Origin of the sequence: Streptomyces olivochromogenes (genome assembly GCF_001514115.1) — a bacterium.
Taxonomy (GTDB): Bacteria; Actinomycetota; Actinomycetes; order Streptomycetales; family Streptomycetaceae; genus Streptomyces; species Streptomyces olivochromogenes.
Genome location: NZ_KQ948473.1, coordinates 93,118 through 109,097 on the forward strand (window position 1 = coordinate 93,118; position 15,980 = coordinate 109,097).

Below are 15,980 nucleotides of genomic sequence, written 5' to 3' on the forward strand. Positions count from 1 at the left end.
GAACTCCTGACCGCGAGCTCCTGACGGCGAGTTCGTTACGGCGAGTTCGTGACCGCGAACGGGCGCTAGTCCGCGTTCGGCAGCCCGTACGCGTCCGCGATCAGTTCGTACGAGCGCAGGCGTACGTCGCCGCCGTGGGCGTTGCCCGTGAGCATCAGCTCGTCGGCGCCGGTGCGCTTCTGGAGGTCGTCGAGGCCGGCGCGGACCTCGTCCGCGGTGCCGTGGATGACGTTGGCGTTCCAGGAGTCGACGAACTCACGTTCCATCGGGCTGAAGTCGTACGCCTCCGCCTCCTCGGGGGTCGGGACGAGACCCGGGCGGCCGGTGCGCAGCCGGACCATGTTCAGGGCCGCGGCCCTGACCTGGCGGCGGGCCTCCTTCTCGTCGTCCGTGGCGAGGGCGGAGACGCCGATCAGGGCGTAGGGGGCGTCCAGTACGGCGCTCGGCCGGAAGGACTCGCGGTAGAGGTCCAGCGCCGGGATCGTGTTCTGGGCCGAGAAATGGTGCGCGAAGGCGAAGGGGAGGCCGAGGACGCCGGCCAGCCGGGCGCTGAAACCGGAGGAGCCGAGGAGCCAGATCGGGGGGCGGTGCGGGGACTGTACGCCGCCCGGGGAGGTCGACTGGACGGGGCCCGGGACCGCGTGGATGCGGGCGTAGGGGTGACCGGCCGGGAAGTCGTCGTCCAGGAAGCGGGTCAGCTCCGCGAGCTGCTCGGGGAAGTCGTCGGCGCCCTCGTGGAGGCGCTCGGTGCGGCGGAGGGCGGCGGCCGTCGCGCCGTCCGTGCCGGGGGCTCGGCCCAGGCCCAGGTCCACTCGGCCCGGGGCCATGGCTTCCAGCGTGCCGAACTGCTCCGCGATCACCAGGGGGGCGTGGTTCGGGAGCATGACGCCGCCCGAGCCCAAACGGATGCGGGTCGTGTGGGCGGCGAGGTGGGCGAGGATCACCGCGGGCGAGGAGGAGGCCACGCCCGGCATGGAGTGGTGTTCGGCGACCCAGTAGCGGTGGAAGCCGCGGGACTCCGCGAGGCGGGAGATGGCGACGCTGGTGCGCAGGGCGTCGGTCGCTGTGCGGCCTGCGCCCACGGTGACCAGGTCCAGTACGGAGAGGGGTACGGGCGCGGTGCCTCGCGCGGTGCCTCGGATCTCGTCCGTGTCGTCCACCGGGGTGCCTCCTGTTGCGTACGTGTTGCTGTCCTCACGACGCCAACAGGAGACAGTCCCCGCTTATTCCCCCCGCCGCGCCCGGGCCCATCCCGTCCCCAGGGGCTCCGCCCCCGGGAGGCGTCACACCTGGATGATGGGCTCCTTTGTGAAGAGGGTGCCGAGGGTGGGGGCGTTCACCTTGCGGTCGGCGAGGCGCAGGGCCTCCCAGACCGTGACCTGGTTGGCGGTGAGGACCGGCTTGGAGAGGTCCTTCTCCAGGGCCGAAAGGTGCGCCGCCGTGTGGAGGGCCGTGTCGGGCAGCAGGACGGCGTCCGCGTCGGGGTGGTCGCCGGCCCGGGCGAGCTCGAGGATCTCCGTCTCACCCCAGGTCCCGACCTCCGCCGCCGTGATGATCCCGGAGGCCCTGGTCGACACGACCTCCACCCCCGCCTCCCGAAGGAACGCGGCGAAGAGGTCCGCCACGTCCTGCGGATAGGTCGCCGCGATCGCGACCCTCCGGGCCCCGACCTCCCGAGCGGCGTGCGCGAACGCGAAGGACGTGGAGGAGGCGGGCAGCCCGGCCGCCCGGGCCAGGGCGCGTACCTGCTCGTGGGCGCCCTCCCAGCCGTACACGAAGCTGCCGCTGGTGCACGCCCAGACCACGGCCTCCGCGCCGGACAGCCGCAGCTCCTCGACGCCCGCCGAGAGCCGGGCCGCCGAGCCCATCTCGCGCAGCGCGTCGATCCGGTGGGCGTCCTCCCCGATGTCCGTGTGGACCAGCTGGAGGCGGACGTCGCTGCCCAGGAGCTGTTCGATGCGCGGGTAGTCGTCCTCGGCCGAGTGGCCCGGGTAGAGGAATCCGAGTGCGGTCATGCCCAACCTTCCTGTTCTTCCGGCAGTACGGGTCCCCCGCGGGCGGACTGATCGATCAGCCGCTGATAGGGGCCCACCGCCCGGGTACCCAGGTGACGCAGTGCCGCCCACATCGTCACCTGGTTGGCCGAGATCACCGGTATGCGCAGTTCCGCCTCCAGCTGGGGGATGACGTCGTACGTCGGCAGGTTGGTGCAGCTGACGAAGAGGGCGTCGGCCCCTTCGCCCCGCACCGCGCGGCGGGCCATGTCGACCACATCACGGTACGGAACTTTCCAGATGTGCCTGGTCAGACCCATGAAGGCGCGCCCGGTGACATGGACGCCCGCCTCGGCGAGGTACTCCTCAAGGGACTGGGTCACCGAGACCGTGTAGGGGGTGACGAGAGCGATGCGGTGGGCGGCCAGCTCGGTGAGCGCCTCCAGCAGTGCGCCGGAGGTGGTCAGCGAGCGCACCTCCCCCGCCCGTGTCATCGCCTCGCACATCGCCCGCTCGCCCGCGACCCCGCCCACGAAACTGCCGGAGGTGCACGCGTACGCCACGACCTCGGGCGCGACCGCGTTCAGCGCGCGGACCGCGTCGCCGAGCGTCTCGTGCTCGGAGACCAGGCGGGCCAGGTCCAGGCTCACCTCGACCGGCACGAACGGGGTGCGGGTCAGATGCAGGGAGACGTCGTCGGGGACCCAGCGCCACAGCTCGCGGTCGAGGGCGAAGTCGAAGGGGGCGACGACACCGATCCCGCGCTGGGGACGGGGACCGCCGAGAAAGGAGACGTCCATGGCAGCACCGGCCTCGCGAAGGGAGACGAAGGGGCAACGGACCGTGCGTGCGTCCGTGTTGACGAAGGTAGGTTCGGGTGCGAGCGTGGTCAATCCGCGCATCTCAGACGGCTCCGGCCGCCCCCGCCCACCCCGCAGGTTCGTCTTCTCAGGAACTCAGGAAGCCTCCGAAACCCTTCGGGACCCTTCGGAACCCCTCGGGACCCCTCGGGACCCTCCGGAACTCTCAGGACTCTCAGGACTCTCAGGACTCTCAGGACTCTCAGGACTCTCAGGACTCCTCGGAACTCTCAGGAAAGCGGACTCGCATTGCGAAACGGTTTCCCTCGCCCGCCCCGCCCCGTATCCGCGTCGGCCCCGGCCTCCGGGTCCGGCGCCGGATCCCGCACCACCCTCCTCGTCCTGGACGCCGAGCCGCTCCCCCGCCTCGGCAGACTCACCGGCCGGGTGCGGATCGAGCACGCCGACGAGTCGACGCTGGCCGAGCGACTGCCGCGCGCGGACGTGCTGCTCGTCTGGGACTTCACGTCGCACGCGGTGCGCCGCGCCTGGCCCGGCGAGGGTCCCCGGCCGCGCTGGGTGCACACGGCGAGCGCGGGCGTCGACCACCTCATGTGTCCCGAACTCGCCGCGTCCGACACGGTGGTGACCAACGCGCGCGGGATCTTCGACCGGCCGATCGCCGAGTACGTCGCCGCGCTGGTCCTCGCGATGGCCAAGGACCTGCCGAGGACGTGGGACCTGCAGCGGCAGCGGGAGTGGCGGCACCGCGAGTCGCAGCGGGTGGCGGGCACACGCGCGTGTGTGGTCGGTTCCGGGCCGATCGGGCGGACGATCGTCAAGACGCTCAAGGCGCTCGAGGTGACGACGGCCCTGGTGGGGCGTACCGCGCGCACCGGTATCCACGGGCCCGAGGAGCTCGACCGGCTGATGGCGCGCGCCGACTGGGTGGTGTCGGCGGCGCCGCTCACCGAGGCCACGTACGGCATGTTCGACGCGCGGCGCTTCGGGATGATGCAGCCCTCGGCACGCTTCATCAACGTCGGCCGGGGGCAGTTGGTCGTCGAGGAGGCGCTCGCCGAGGCGCTGTCGAAGCGGTGGATCGCGGGCGCGGCCCTCGATGTCTTCCAGGACGAGCCGCTCGGCCCGGACAGCCCGCTGTGGGGTGTCCCCGGGCTGATCGTGTCGCCGCACATGAGCGGGGACACGGTCGGCTGGCGGGACGAACTCGGGGCGCAGTTCGTGGAGATGTACGAGCGCTGGGAGGCGGGCAGACCGCTGCCGAACGTGGTCGACAAGAAGCGCGGATACGTACCGGGACACTGAGACTCCCTCTGGAGGGGCCGATGCCGGAACTCGTCGAGCTGACCGCGGTACAACTCCTCGACGGCTACCGCAAGGGCGAGTTCAGCCCCGTGGACGCCACACGGGCGGCGTTGCGCAGGGCCGAGGAGATCCAGCCGGCCGTGAACGCGTTCGTCCGTCTCGAGACGGACGCGGCTCTCGAGGGGGCGACCGAGTCCGCGGACCGCTGGCGGCGGGGTAAGCCCGCCGGACTGCTGGACGGGGTACCGGTCTGCGTCAAGGACATCCTGCTGCTGCGCGGCGGACCGACCCTGCGCGGCTCCAGGACCGTTGATCCCGAGGGCAGTTGGGACGAGGACGCGCCGTCCGTCGCCCGGCTGCGCGAGCACGGGGCGGTGTTCCTCGGGAGGACGACGACACCCGAGTTCGGCTGGAAGGGCGTCACGGATTCGCCGCTGTCGGGGGTCACCCGCAATCCCTACGACGTCACGCGCACGGCGGGCGGCTCGAGCGGCGGCAGCGCGGCGGCCGTCGCGCTCGGGGCGGGGCCGCTGGCGCTGGGCACGGACGGGGGCGGCAGTGTGCGCATCCCGGCCGCGTTCTGCGGGATCTTCGGTCTGAAGCCGACGTACGGGAGGGTGCCGCTGTACCCCGCGAGCGCGTTCGGGACGCTCTCGCACGTGGGGCCGATGACACGGGACGCGGCCGACGCGGCGCTGATGATGGACGTGCTCAGCGGGCCGGACGCCCGTGACTGGTCGGCGCTCGGGCCGGTGGACGGGTCCTTCGTCGAGGCCCTTGGGGGTGGGGTGCGCGGGCTGCGGGTCGCGTACTCGCCGTCCTTCGGCGGGCAGGTCGCGGTCCGGCCGGCCGTCGCGGCGGCGGTACGGCGGGCGGTGGAGCGGCTCGCGGGGCTCGGCGCGTACGTCACCGAGGCCGACCCCGATCTCACCGACCCGGTGGAGGCCTTCCACGTCCTGTGGTTCGCCGGTGCGGCCCGGGTGGCCCAGCGGCTCGGGCCGCGGCAGCGGGAGTCGCTGGACCCGGGGCTGCGGGAGATCTGCGCGCGGGGCGCCCGGTTCAGCGCGCTGGACTACCTGGCCGCGGTGGACGTCCGGATGGAACTCGGGCGGCGGATGGGGCGCTTCCACGAGTCGTACGACGTGCTGGTGACGCCGACCCTGCCGCTGATGGCCTTCGCGGCGGGGGTGGAGGTGCCGCCGGGCTCCGGGCACCGCCGCTGGACGGGGTGGACCCCGTTCACGTACCCCTTCAACATGACCCAGCAGCCCGCCGCGAGCGTCCCGGTCGGCACGGACGGCGACGGCCTCCCGGTCGGCCTGCAGATCGTCGCCGCCCGCCACCGCGACGACCTCGTCCTGCGCACGGCACACGCCCTCTACGAGACGGGCACCGCGGGGGTGGCTCCGCCGCCGGGGTTCTAGCGACGGCCCGGCACCCCACGCCCCACATGCCGCATGTGCCCCACGAGCCCTACGCCCTACGGAAGGTGAGCGTCTCCCCCTGGGCGCCCGAGCGCCAGAGGTCGTTGCAGGCCTCGGCCATCGCCTCCAGGCCCTCGGTCACCTGGCCCCAGACGATGCCCGGGACCCAGCCCACGTCCCCGTTGAGCAGCAGGTTGTTGCGTTCGTAGAAGAGGGCGAGGTCGACGACCGTGGTGCCGGGGCGTACGTCGGTGTCGTAGCCGTAGGCCTTCGTACCCAGTTCCGTGCCCGCGAAGGCGAAATAACAGAGGTCTCCGGGAATGGGGGTGACTGTCGGATTTTCCAGCGGTGGCTCCGATTTCGCGAAAGGCGGGAAAAGGGCGTAGATCTCATTGCGTGCGTACTTCGCGTGGTAGACGTCGCCGCCCAGGGGAAGCGCGTCCCACACCGCCGCACAGGTGACCGGCGCCCGGTCGTCGAGCAGTTTCGCGGTGCAGTGGATTCCGCGCTTGACCAGCGAGACCTCGATGAATCGATCAGCCATGCATTCCATGGTCTCCCCGGAGTCAAGGGCGCCTCGGCATCACTCGACGTCGCACGGGGCCGAAATCGATCCGAATACTTCGCATGCCCTCGGGTAGCCGCGCGGCCATGGCTCCACCACTCAGGAATGACGGGAATGACGGGACCGACGCGCAGAAGCGAAGTCCGGGTCGGCGGTCGCTGCTCGCGGGTGTCTCCGCGCTCGGTGCCGTCGGCGCGCTGGGCGCCGCTGGCTGCACCCGGGTCGCCACCGCGTCCGACAACGGCGGTGATCTCCTCGACCGGCTCAAGGCGCAGGGCGTCGTACGGCTGGGCATAGCCGGTGAGATCCCGTTCGGCTACATCGACAAGAACGGTGAACTGACCGGCGAGGCGCCCGAACTCGCCAAGGTGATCTTCAAGCGGCTGGGCGTCGACCGGGTGCAACCCGTGCCGACCGAGTTCGGCTCGCTCATTCCCGGGCTCAACTCGCAGCAGTTCGACGTCGTGTCCGCGGGGATGTACATCAACCCGGAACGCTGTCAGCAGGTCGTCTTCGCCGATCCGGACTACCAGATGCTGGACGCCTTCATCGTGCGCAAGGGCAATCCGAAGGGCCTGCACGACTACAAGGACGTCGTGGCGAAGAAGGCCAGGTTCGCGACCGGCACCGGATACGCCGAGATCCAGTACGCCGTCGAGGCCGGGTACAAGGAGAGCGACATCCTGATCGTGCCGGATCAGGTGGCCGGGCTGAACGCGGTCGAGGCAGGACGTGTCGACGTCTTCGCCGGGACCGCGCTGACCACGCGCGAGGTGGCCAGGAAGTCCCGCAAGGCCGAGAGCACGAAGCCCTTCACGCCCCTGGTGAAGGGCAAGCCGCACGTCGACGGCGGCGGCTTCGCGTTCCGTTCCGCCGAGACGCGGCTGCGCGACGCCTTCAACGTGGAACTGAAGAAGCTGAAGGCCAGTGGGGAGTTGTTCCGCATTCTGCGGCCCTTCGGGTTCACCCGGGCCGAGATGACCGACATGACCGCGAAGGAGCTCTGCCGCGGATGACCTCGGGACTCTGGGAACTCGTACTCAAAGGTGTCTGGGTCACCGTCCAGTTGCTGTTCCTCAGCTCGCTGGTGGCCGGGGCCGTCTCGTTCGCCGTCGGTGTCGCGCGCACCTCGCGGCGGTGGATCGTCCGCTTCCTCGCGGGCCTCTACACCGAGGTGTTCCGCGGCACCTCCGCCCTGATCATGATCTTCTGGGTGTACTTCGTGCTGCCGCTCGCCTTCGGCTGGCAGCTCGTCCCGATGTGGGCGGGCACGCTGGCGCTGGGGCTGACCTACGGGGCGTACGGCAGTGAGATCGTGCGCGGCGCCCTGAACGCCGTCGACCCCGCCCAGCGCGAGGGCGGCATCGCGCTCAGTTTCACGCCCTGGCAGCGGATGCGGCTGATCCTGCTGCCGCAGGCGGTGCCCGAGATGATCCCCTCCTTCTGCAACCTGCTGGTCGAACTGCTCAAGGGCACGGCCCTGGTGTCGATCATGGGCATGGGCGATCTGACGTTCAGCGGCAACCTCGTGCGGCTCGCGCTCCAGGAGAGCGCGGAGATCTACGCGTACGTCCTGCTGATCTACTTCGCGATCGCCTTCGTGATCACCCGGCTGATGCGGGCACTGGAGAAGCGGCTGAAGGCCGGGGTCGGCAAGGACCCCGGGACGGAGGCGGCGGCGCGTGAACTCAAGCGCGCACAGACAACCGGCGTGGGAGCCGCGAGCGGAGGTGCCGCATGAACTGGGACTGGGGCGCGGTGCGCGACTTCATGCCGCACTTCTGGGACGGACTGCTGGTCACCCTGCAGGCGCTGGCGCTCGGCTCGGTGATCTCCTTCGCCCTGGGTCTGGTGTGGGCGCTGCTGATGCGCGCGCCGACCCGCTGGGTGCGCTGGCCGGTCGGGGTCCTCACGGAGTTCATCCGCAACACCCCGCTGCTGGTGCAGCTGTTCTTCCTCTTCTACGTGCTGCCCGAGTGGAACATCACGTTCTCCGCGCTGACCACCGGTGTCGTCGCGATCGGGCTGCACTACTCGACGTACACGATGCAGGTCTACCGGGCCGGTATCGAGGGCGTGCCGGCCGGCCAGTGGGAAGCGGCCACGGCGCTCAACCTGCCGCTGCGGCGCACCTGGACCGCGGTGATCCTGCCGCAGGCGATCCGCCGGGTGGTGCCCGCGCTCGGCAACTACGTCATCTCGATGCTCAAGGACACCCCGATGCTGATGGCGATCACCGTGCTGGAGATGCTCGGTGAGGCGCGGTTGTACTCGCAGGAGCACTTCCAGTTCACCGAGCCGCTCACGGTCATCGGCGTGGCCTTCATCCTCATTTCCTATCCCGCTTCCCTCCTTCTGCGAGCCCTGGAGCGACGTCTTGTCCGCTGACACCCCCCTCGACACATCCGCGACCCCCGCAGACACGGCCCCTGGAGAAAAGGCCGACCACACGGCCAATCCGCCGGTGGACGGCGGCGAGCTGATCCGTTTCGACAAGGTCACCAAGCGCTTCGGGGACAACACCGTCCTCGACGGCCTCGACTTCCGCGTCGACTCCGGCAAGCACGTCACGCTGATCGGCCCGTCCGGCTCCGGCAAGACGACCATCCTGCGGCTGCTGATGACCCTGGCCAAGCCCGACGAGGGCACGATCACGGTCGCCGGTGAGCGGCTCCACCCGGCCCCCGAGAAGCAGATCCGGGAGGTCCGCAAGAAGATCGGGATGGTCTTCCAGCAGTTCAACCTCTTCCCGAACATGAAGGTGCTCCGCAACATCACCGAGGCACCGGTCACCGTCCTCGGGCTGTCCGGGGACGAGGCCGAGGCGCGGGCCCGGGAGCTGCTGGAGATGGTGGGCCTGGCGGACAAGTGCGACGCCTACCCGAGTCAGTTGTCCGGCGGACAGCAGCAGCGGGTGGCGATCGCACGGGCGCTGGCGATGCGGCCCCAGGTGCTGCTTCTGGACGAGGTGACGTCCGCGCTCGACCCCGAGCTGGTCACGGGCGTCCTCGACGTCCTCCGTGACATCGCCCACACCACCGACATCACGATGCTCTGTGTGACCCATGAGATGAATTTCGCCCGCGACATCTCGGACCAGGTGCTGATGTTCGATTCCGGCCATGTCATCGAGTCCGGTTCGCCCGACCGGATCTTCACCGATCCGGAGCACGAAAGGACCCGGGAATTCCTCAGCGCGATCCTGTGACTACAAAAAGTGAACGCGACAAGGTACGAGGTCCGGACCACGTGGCATGCCCACTGAGCCATGACCTCGGCATATGCCAGGGTGTCGCACTCCTGTTGAGCGAACCGGAGCGCACCGACTTTCTCGCCAACAGCCCCTCCCCACCAAGCGTTTGACAGTTATCGTGGAGGAGTTCAGCTGTCCGGAACGATGGCCCAAAAAGCGCAGGGGGAAACCGTGGCGCTGATGAACGAGCCGACCGCGCCGTACCACTCGGCCCAGGACGCCCTGCGCGTCCTGGAGACAGTGGCCCGGCACTCCGGCGGCGTCACCGACGTCGAGCTCGCCCGCCAGACGGGCCTCGGCACGGAGCGCCTGACCACGCTGCTGCGGATGCTGCGCCGGGAGGGGTACGTCGAGCAGGTCGTCGACGGCGCGTACGTCGCCGGTGCCGCACTCGGCCGGCTGGGCTCCGCCCACGGCCGCGACCAGGCGCTGCGCGAGAAACTTCAGCAGACCATCGACCGGCTGCGCGACTCGGTCGGCGCCGCGATCTACATCAGTCGCTACATCGACGGCGAGGTGCACGTCACCCAGTGCGCCGAGGGTCCCGCGACCCCCGCGGTCAACGAATGGGTGGACTTCCGCTCCTCGGCCCACGCCAGCGCGGTCGGCAAGAGCCTCCTCGGCCAGCTCGACCTGAACGCCCGGCGCGACCACCTCTCCCGCCACAAGATGGCCCGCCTCACCTCGCGGACCATCACCAACGAGCGGCTGCTGCTGTCCCGGCTCGACGCCCAGCCGGCCACGGTGCCGGTGCTCGACCTCCAGGAGTACGCGATCGGCACGGTCTGCGCGGCCGTCCCCATCACCGCGGGCTCCTCGGTCGGCTGCCTCGCCCTCTCCCTCCCGGTCGAACACGCCCACCGCCTGCGCCGCGCCGCGGACACACTCAACCGCGGCGCCACCCCCGTCCTGCTCTCCCTGGCCATCTAGGACCTGCTCTCCGGGATCAGGCCCTGGGTGGTCGGAAGCACCCGTCCGGACCAGGTAGTATTTCTTTTGTCGCCGACCGCGGGAGCGGGAGGCGAGAGTCATGCGCCGCTAGCTCAGTTGGTTAGAGCAGCTGACTCTTAATCAGCGGGTCCGGGGTTCGAGTCCCTGGCGGCGCACAGAAGAAGGCCCTTCACCCTTGGTGAGGGGCCTTCATTCGTCTGCCATGGCCAGCGACAGGGCCTGGACCGTGGGATGCGTGTAGAGCAGCCGCATGGAAAGCGCGGGCAGCCCGCGCTCGCGCAGGGCGGTGCCGACACGGATCGCGTAGAGCGAGTTCCCGCCGAGCTCGAAGAAGTTGTCGTCCGGGCCGACGGGGACACCGAGGATCTCCTCCCACACCCCTGTGAGGGCCGTCACCAGGTCTCCGGTGGGCGCGGGCACCGAAACGGGCTTCTCCGGCGCCGGCAGACGGTCGCGGTCCAGCTTGCCGTTCGGGGTCAGCGGCAGCACGGGTACGCGGGTGACGGTCGTCGGCAGCATGTGGTCGGGCAGCAGCCGCGCGGCCCGCCGCCGTACGTCGCCGGTGTCCCCGTCGGCCACGACATACGCGTCGATCCGCACCCCCGCCGCGTCCTCGAAGGCGTCCCCGCTCAGCACCACCGCCGCCGCCGTGACCACCGGGTCCTCCAGCAGCACCGCCCGGATCTCGTCCGGCTCGATCCGGTACCCGCGCACCTTCACCTGGCTGTCGATCCTCCCCAGGTGCTCCAGTGAACCGTCGGCGCGCAGCCGCCCCAGGTCACCGCTGCGGTACCACCGGCCGGGGCCGTACGGATCGTTCACGAACCGCTCGGCCGTCAGCTCGGGCCGCCCCAGGTATCCGAGGGCGACTCCGGCCCCGCCCACCCAGATCTCGCCCGCCGCGCCCGTCGGCAGCGGGCGCCCCCGCTCGTCGCGCGCCGACACCGACCAGCCGGGCAGTGGGCGGCCCACCGAGCGGGAGGCGGCCAGGGCCTCGCGCCGGGTGACGGTCGCCGCGGTGACGTGGACGGTGGTCTCGGTGATCCCGTACATGTTGACCAGGCGGCAGCGGTCCTCCGGGTGACGGTCGAACCAGCCGAGCAGCGGCCGGGTGTCCAGCGCCTCCCCGCCCAGCACCACCAGCCGCACCGACAGCCCTTCCTTCGCGCCGCGGTCCACCGCCCGCAACTGCCCGAAGGCCGACGGGGTCTGGCTGAGGACGGTCACCGACTCCCGTACGAGCAGCGCGTGGAAGTCCTCCGGCGAGCGCGCCACCCAGTGGTCCACGACCACCAGCCGGGCGCCGGTCAGCAGGGCGCCCCAGATCTCCCACACCGAGAAGTCGAAGGCGGCGGAGTGGAAGAACGTCCAGGTGTCGGCGGCGGTGAGGGCGAAGTCCTCGCGGGTGGCGTCGAGGAGGGCGAGGACATTGGCGTGGGGGACGACGACCCCCTTGGGGCGGCCGGTCGAACCTGAGGTGTGGATGACGTAGGCGGGATCCTTCGGGGTGAGGTCCCGCGGTGTGCGGTTCCGCGGCCGGTCGGTCCGCGCGGCGCCGAGGTAGGGCGCGGTGTCACGGACGACCAGCCGTACGTCCGCGTCGCGCGCCGTGCGGTCCAGGCGCTCCTCGGGGTGTGCCGGATCCATCGGTACGTACGCCGCGCCCGCCTTCAGCACCGCGAGCATCGTCGCCACCAGGTCGGCGCCCCGCTCCAGCCGGACACCGACCCGGTCACCGGGGCGGACCCCGGCGGCGCGCAGTCCGGCGGCCAGCCGCTCGGCGCGCTCGCGCAGTGCCCCGTACGTCGTCGTGGTGCCGTCGTGGGTGAGGGCGGGGGCGTCGGGGTGGCGGTCGGCGCGGGCGTCGAAGGCGGTGTCGATACGGGAGGGAACAGCGGGCCGGGGTATGCCGGCGGGCGGCGGGAGCAGGCGCTCCGCCTCTTCGTGGGGGATCAGTTCGATCTCCGCGAGGGGGCGGTGGCCCAGCTGAGCGTGCACGTGGGTGAGGTGGCGGGCGAAGGCCCGGGCGGAGGCTTCGTCGATGTGCCGGAGCTGGTGGTGCAGCTCGACGGTGGTGCCGCGCGGGACGAGAGTGAGCGGGAAGGGGGCCGACTGGAACGGGAGTCGGTGACTGAAGGTGGGGTCCACCGGGCCCACCTCGTCGAGGACCGTGGCGTACGCGGGGAGTCCGTCCCCCGGGTCGCGGTGCTCGTAGCGGGCGAGGACCAGGGCCGCGGCAGGGGCCCCGGCCGGTACCGGGACGGTGACCACGCCCGTCCGGTCACCGGCCCCCTCCTCGCCCGTCGCCCAGTCGATACGGGGCCTGTGCGGGCCTTTCGGGGGCTTGTCGCAGCCGAGGGGAACAGTCACTTCGGTGGCCGGGCGGTGGCCGAGCAGGACGTGGGCGATGTCCTGGAGCACGCCCGGGGTCAGCAGCGCGTGGTGCGCCACCAACACCAGATGGGCGCCCCCGTCCTCGTACCGCAACAAGACCGCGCGGAACGCGGGACCCCCCTCGGTGACGGGCCGGTGCAGTTCGGCCCGCAGACGGTGTTCGGCGAACCGCGCGGGCACCTCGTCGTGCCACAACACCGGCCAGCGGTCAGGTAGTTCGGGCCACCAGCCACGTACGGCCGCGTCGAGGACGGGCCCGGGATCGGCGGACGCCGGAACGCGGAGGGCGAGGGCGTGACACGTCACGTTCAAGTCTCCAACCGTGGGCAAGGGTGCCGGACAGGGCCTAGCGGGCCGAGAAGCCTCCGTCGACGGTGAGGACGGTGCCGGTCACCTGGCGGGACTCGTCGGAGGCTAGCCAGAGGGCGGCGGTGGCGACGTCGTCCGGTTCGACGAGGGCGTTCATGGGCTGGGCCTGGACGAAGGTCTGCTCGTGCTCGGCGACCGGCACGTCCAGGGCGCGGGCGATCTCGGCGAGCATCCGGCCCTCCACGCGGGGGTCGTCGCGGACCGAGCCGGGGCAGATGGCGTTGACGCGGACCCGGCGGGGCGCGTAGTCGAGGGCGACCGCCTTGGTCAGGCCGATCAGGCCGTGCTTGGCGGCGACGTACCCGGCGAAGTGGCGGTAGCCGACCAGACCGGCCGTGGAGGCGATGTTGATGATCGAGCCGGCGCCCCGCGCGGTCATCAGGGCGCCCGCCGCGCGGATCGTGCGCCAGGCCCCGGAGAGGTCCACGTCCAGCATCAGCTGCCACTCGTGCTCCTCGATCTCGTGGGCGGCCCGGCCGGAGGGCGCGGCGATCCCGGCGTTGTTGACGAGGACGTCGAGCCGTCCGAAGCGGGCCGTCGTCTCCTTCACCGCCGTCTCCACCGCGGCCAGGTCCCGTACGTCGACCCGGGCCGTACGGACGGCGGCGCCCGTCTCCCGGCAGAGCTCCGCCGTGTGCGCCAACTGGCTCTCGGAGCCCAGCGGGTACGGCACACCCGGAAGGTCCGCCGCGATGTCCACGAGCATCAGATCGGCGCCCTCGCGGGCGAACGCGACGGCGGTCGCCCGGCCGATGCCGCGGGCCGCCCCGGTGACGAGGGCGACCTTGCCCGAGAGCCTCGGACCGCCCGGGCTCACCGGTCCCACCGGTCCCACCGATCCACCCGGCTCACCGCGCGCGTCCGGCGCGGAGTTCGGCTCCGATCAGGCGCAGGAGGGCGCCCGGGTTCTCCGTCAGGTACATGTGGCCGCCGTCCAGTTCCGCCGTGGTGAGCTTCCCGGCGGTGGCGCGGGACCACTCGGCGGCCTCGGCCGCGCTCACCAGCTCGTCGTCGCGGCCGCGCAGGGCGAGGACCGGGACGGCGAGCGGGCGGTCGGAGGCGGGCCGGTACGTCTCGTGCATCCGTACGTCGGCCCGCAGCAGCGGGAGCAGCAGCTCACGCATCTCCGGGTGCTCCAGGACCGGGTGCGCGTACCCCGCGAAGGTGCGCACCCGGGCCAGGAACTCCGCGTCGGGCAGACCGCTCGCGCGGTCCGCGCGGCCGGTCCACGGGCCCGGCGCGCCGCTGACGACGAGGGCGTCGAGGCGGACGCCGGGGTCTGCCTCCAGCCGGTGCGCCAGTTCGAAGCCGAGCACCGCGCCGAGGCTGTGCCCGAACACCGCCACCCGCGCGCCCTCCGGGAGCTGCCGGGTCAGCAGGGTGTGCGCCTCGGCGGCCGCCCGTACCGCGTCCGTGTGGGGTTCCTCCACGAACCGCTCCTCGCGGCCGGGGAGTTGCACCGGCAGGACGCTCACGCCCGCCGGTGCCCGGTCCTGCCACGGCTTGAAGAAGGACGCGCCCGCCCCGGCGAAGGGCAGACAGACGAGGTGGGTCTCTTCCACTGCTGACATCGCTCCCGAGTCTCGGTTCCGGATACGAAGAGGCCGGTGCTCAGCCCGTGGTGACGAACTCGGTGAGGACCCGGGCCAGCAGGCCGGGGTCCTGCGCCCCGCACAGCTCCCGCGCGGAGTGCATCGACAGCCCCGGTACGCCCACGTCGACGGTGGCGACTCCCAGCCGGGCCGCGGTGATGGGGCCGATCGAGGTGCCGCACGGTATGGCGTTGTGGGAGACGAACGGCTGCCAGGGCACCTCGGCGCGCTCGCAGGCCGCGGCGAAGGCGGCGACTCCGGTGCCGTCGGTGGCGTACCGCTGGTTGACGTTGACCTTGACGACGGGTCCGCCGTTGGGGAGGGGGTGGTGGTCCGGGTCGTGGCGTTCTGCGTAGTTGGGGTGCACGGCGTGCGACATGTCGGCGGAGACGCAGAAGGCCCCGGCGAGGGCCCGGTTGAAGTCCTCGGCGCTGCCGCCGCGTGCGGCGACGGACCGGCCGAGCACCCGCTCCAGCAGGGGGCCCTGGGCGCCCGACTGGGAGCCGCTGCCGACCTCCTCGTGGTCGAAGGCGGCGAGCACCGGGATGTGGGCGGGCGGCCGGGCGGCGGTGGCGGCGGCGACCAGCGCGGTGACGCCCGCGTGTACGGAGATCTGGTTGTCCAGACGCGGTGAGACGAGGAACTCCTCGTCGGCGCCGAGGTAGCCGGGCGGCTGGATGTCGTGCAGCATCAGGTCCCAGCCGAGGACCTCGGCGACGTCGGTGTCCGCCTCGGCGGCGACCCGGGCGAGCAGGGCGCCGGGCCGGGTGGGGCCGAGGCCCCACAGCGGGGTCATGTGCAGTTGCGCGTCGAGCGCGACACCTTCGTTGACGCTGCGGTCGAGGTGGATGGCGAGCTGGGGTACGCGCAGCAGCGGCTGGTCGAGGCAGACGAGGCGGCTGGATCCGTCGCGCAGTGTCAGCCGGCCCGAGATGCCGAGGTCGCGGTCGAGCCAGGTGTTGTGGGGGACGCCGCCGTAGATCTCCACGGCGATCTGCCGCCAGCCCGCGGAGCCGGTGTCGGGCTCGGGCTTGATCCGCAGGTTCGGGGAGTCGGTGTGGGCTCCGACGATCCGGAACGGGGTGCGGGCCGGGGCGCCCGCGGGGACGTACCAGGCGAGCAGCGCTCCGGCGCGGACGACGTACCGGCCGCCCTCGGCACCGGCCGTCCAGTCGTCCGTCTCGCGCAGCTCCTGGAAGCCCGCCTTCTCCAGGCGCTGGGCCGCGTTCGCGACCACGTGGTAGGGCGAGGGGCTGGAGCGGACGAAGGAGAGCAGATCGTCGCTGTGACTGCGGTCATGTGTGGGGGACAT

The 15,980-nt window shown here is 71.6% G+C and carries 15 protein-coding genes and 1 tRNA gene; 8 read left to right on the top strand and 8 right to left on the bottom strand.

What is annotated here, in order from left to right:
* Positions 1–65: 65 nt before the first annotated feature.
* From AQJ27_RS41390 to AQJ27_RS41400, 3 genes are all read right to left on the bottom strand, one after another.
* On the bottom strand, positions 66–1,160 hold the full coding sequence (locus AQJ27_RS41390) for an LLM class flavin-dependent oxidoreductase (RefSeq protein WP_067380993.1): 1,095 nt from the start codon (positions 1,158–1,160) through the stop codon (positions 66–68).
* A 123-nt stretch (positions 1,161–1,283) separates the two neighbouring features.
* Complete coding sequence (locus AQJ27_RS41395) at positions 1,284–2,015, bottom strand: maleate cis-trans isomerase family protein (RefSeq protein ID WP_067380996.1); 732 nt, start codon at positions 2,013–2,015, stop codon at positions 1,284–1,286.
* Positions 2,012–2,794: a maleate cis-trans isomerase family protein gene (locus tag AQJ27_RS41400; protein ID WP_067381142.1), complete on the bottom strand. Its 783-nt coding sequence runs from the start codon at positions 2,792–2,794 to the stop codon at positions 2,012–2,014. Before AQJ27_RS41400 ends, AQJ27_RS41395 begins: the two co-directional genes overlap by 4 nt.
* Positions 2,795–3,196: 402 nt before the next feature.
* Between AQJ27_RS41400 and AQJ27_RS41405 the strand changes: the two genes are divergently transcribed.
* Together AQJ27_RS41405 and AQJ27_RS41410 are read left to right on the top strand one after the other, a co-directional pair.
* Entirely contained in the window at positions 3,197–4,120 is a 924-nt protein-coding gene (locus tag AQJ27_RS41405) for a D-2-hydroxyacid dehydrogenase (protein ID WP_067381144.1), read from the top strand.
* Positions 4,121–4,140: 20 nt separating this feature from the next.
* Positions 4,141–5,544 (top strand): amidase, encoded by a 1,404-nt coding sequence (locus tag AQJ27_RS41410; RefSeq protein ID WP_067380998.1) that lies wholly within the window; start codon positions 4,141–4,143, stop codon positions 5,542–5,544.
* Between the two features lie 49 nt (positions 5,545–5,593).
* On the opposite strand, the gene AQJ27_RS41415 is transcribed toward AQJ27_RS41410, so the two are convergent.
* The gene (locus AQJ27_RS41415) at positions 5,594–6,088 is read right to left on the bottom strand and encodes a DUF3830 family protein (protein WP_067381000.1); all 495 of its coding nucleotides are present in this window, start codon (positions 6,086–6,088) and stop codon (positions 5,594–5,596) included.
* Between the two features lie 107 nt (positions 6,089–6,195).
* Here AQJ27_RS41415 and ehuB point away from each other — a divergent pair, with 107 nt between their 5' ends.
* From ehuB to AQJ27_RS41445, 6 genes are all read left to right on the top strand, one after another.
* Positions 6,196–7,125 carry an ectoine/hydroxyectoine ABC transporter substrate-binding protein EhuB gene (ehuB, locus tag AQJ27_RS41420; protein WP_067381003.1) on the top strand — a complete coding sequence of 310 codons (930 nt, stop codon included), beginning with the start codon at positions 6,196–6,198 and terminating at the stop codon, positions 7,123–7,125.
* Positions 7,122–7,850: an ectoine/hydroxyectoine ABC transporter permease subunit EhuC gene (gene ehuC / locus AQJ27_RS41425; protein WP_067381006.1), complete on the top strand. Its 729-nt coding sequence runs from the start codon at positions 7,122–7,124 to the stop codon at positions 7,848–7,850. The genes ehuB and ehuC overlap by 4 nt, the downstream gene beginning before the upstream one ends.
* A complete protein-coding gene (gene ehuD / locus AQJ27_RS41430; RefSeq protein ID WP_067381009.1) occupies positions 7,847–8,497 on the top strand; it encodes an ectoine/hydroxyectoine ABC transporter permease subunit EhuD in 651 nt (216 codons plus the stop codon). Before ehuC ends, ehuD begins: the two co-directional genes overlap by 4 nt.
* 76 nt (positions 8,498–8,573) lie before the next feature.
* Positions 8,574–9,317 carry an ectoine/hydroxyectoine ABC transporter ATP-binding protein EhuA gene (gene ehuA, locus AQJ27_RS41435; protein WP_054235582.1) on the top strand — a complete coding sequence of 248 codons (744 nt, stop codon included), beginning with the start codon at positions 8,574–8,576 and terminating at the stop codon, positions 9,315–9,317.
* 216 nt (positions 9,318–9,533) lie between these two features.
* A complete protein-coding gene (locus AQJ27_RS41440; RefSeq protein WP_067381012.1) occupies positions 9,534–10,292 on the top strand; it encodes an IclR family transcriptional regulator in 759 nt (252 codons plus the stop codon).
* A gap of 102 nt (positions 10,293–10,394) precedes the next feature.
* Positions 10,395–10,468, top strand: a tRNA-Lys gene (locus AQJ27_RS41445).
* A 34-nt stretch (positions 10,469–10,502) separates the two neighbouring features.
* On the opposite strand, the gene AQJ27_RS41450 is transcribed toward AQJ27_RS41445, so the two are convergent.
* The 4 genes from AQJ27_RS41450 to AQJ27_RS41465 are packed head-to-tail and all read right to left on the bottom strand — an operon-like array spanning position 10,503 to position 15,980.
* The gene (locus AQJ27_RS41450; protein WP_067381015.1) at positions 10,503–13,013 is read right to left on the bottom strand and encodes an amino acid adenylation domain-containing protein; all 2,511 of its coding nucleotides are present in this window, start codon (positions 13,011–13,013) and stop codon (positions 10,503–10,505) included.
* A 40-nt stretch (positions 13,014–13,053) separates the two neighbouring features.
* Entirely contained in the window at positions 13,054–13,911 is an 858-nt protein-coding gene (locus AQJ27_RS41455) for a mycofactocin-coupled SDR family oxidoreductase (protein WP_235613792.1), read from the bottom strand.
* Between the two features lie 13 nt (positions 13,912–13,924).
* Positions 13,925–14,647, bottom strand: a complete 723-nt coding sequence (locus AQJ27_RS41460; RefSeq protein ID WP_067381017.1) for a thioesterase II family protein — start codon at positions 14,645–14,647, stop codon at positions 13,925–13,927.
* A gap of 40 nt (positions 14,648–14,687) precedes the next feature.
* Positions 14,688–15,980, bottom strand: coding sequence for a M18 family aminopeptidase (locus tag AQJ27_RS41465; RefSeq protein WP_067381020.1), 1,293 nt, complete (start codon positions 15,978–15,980; stop codon positions 14,688–14,690).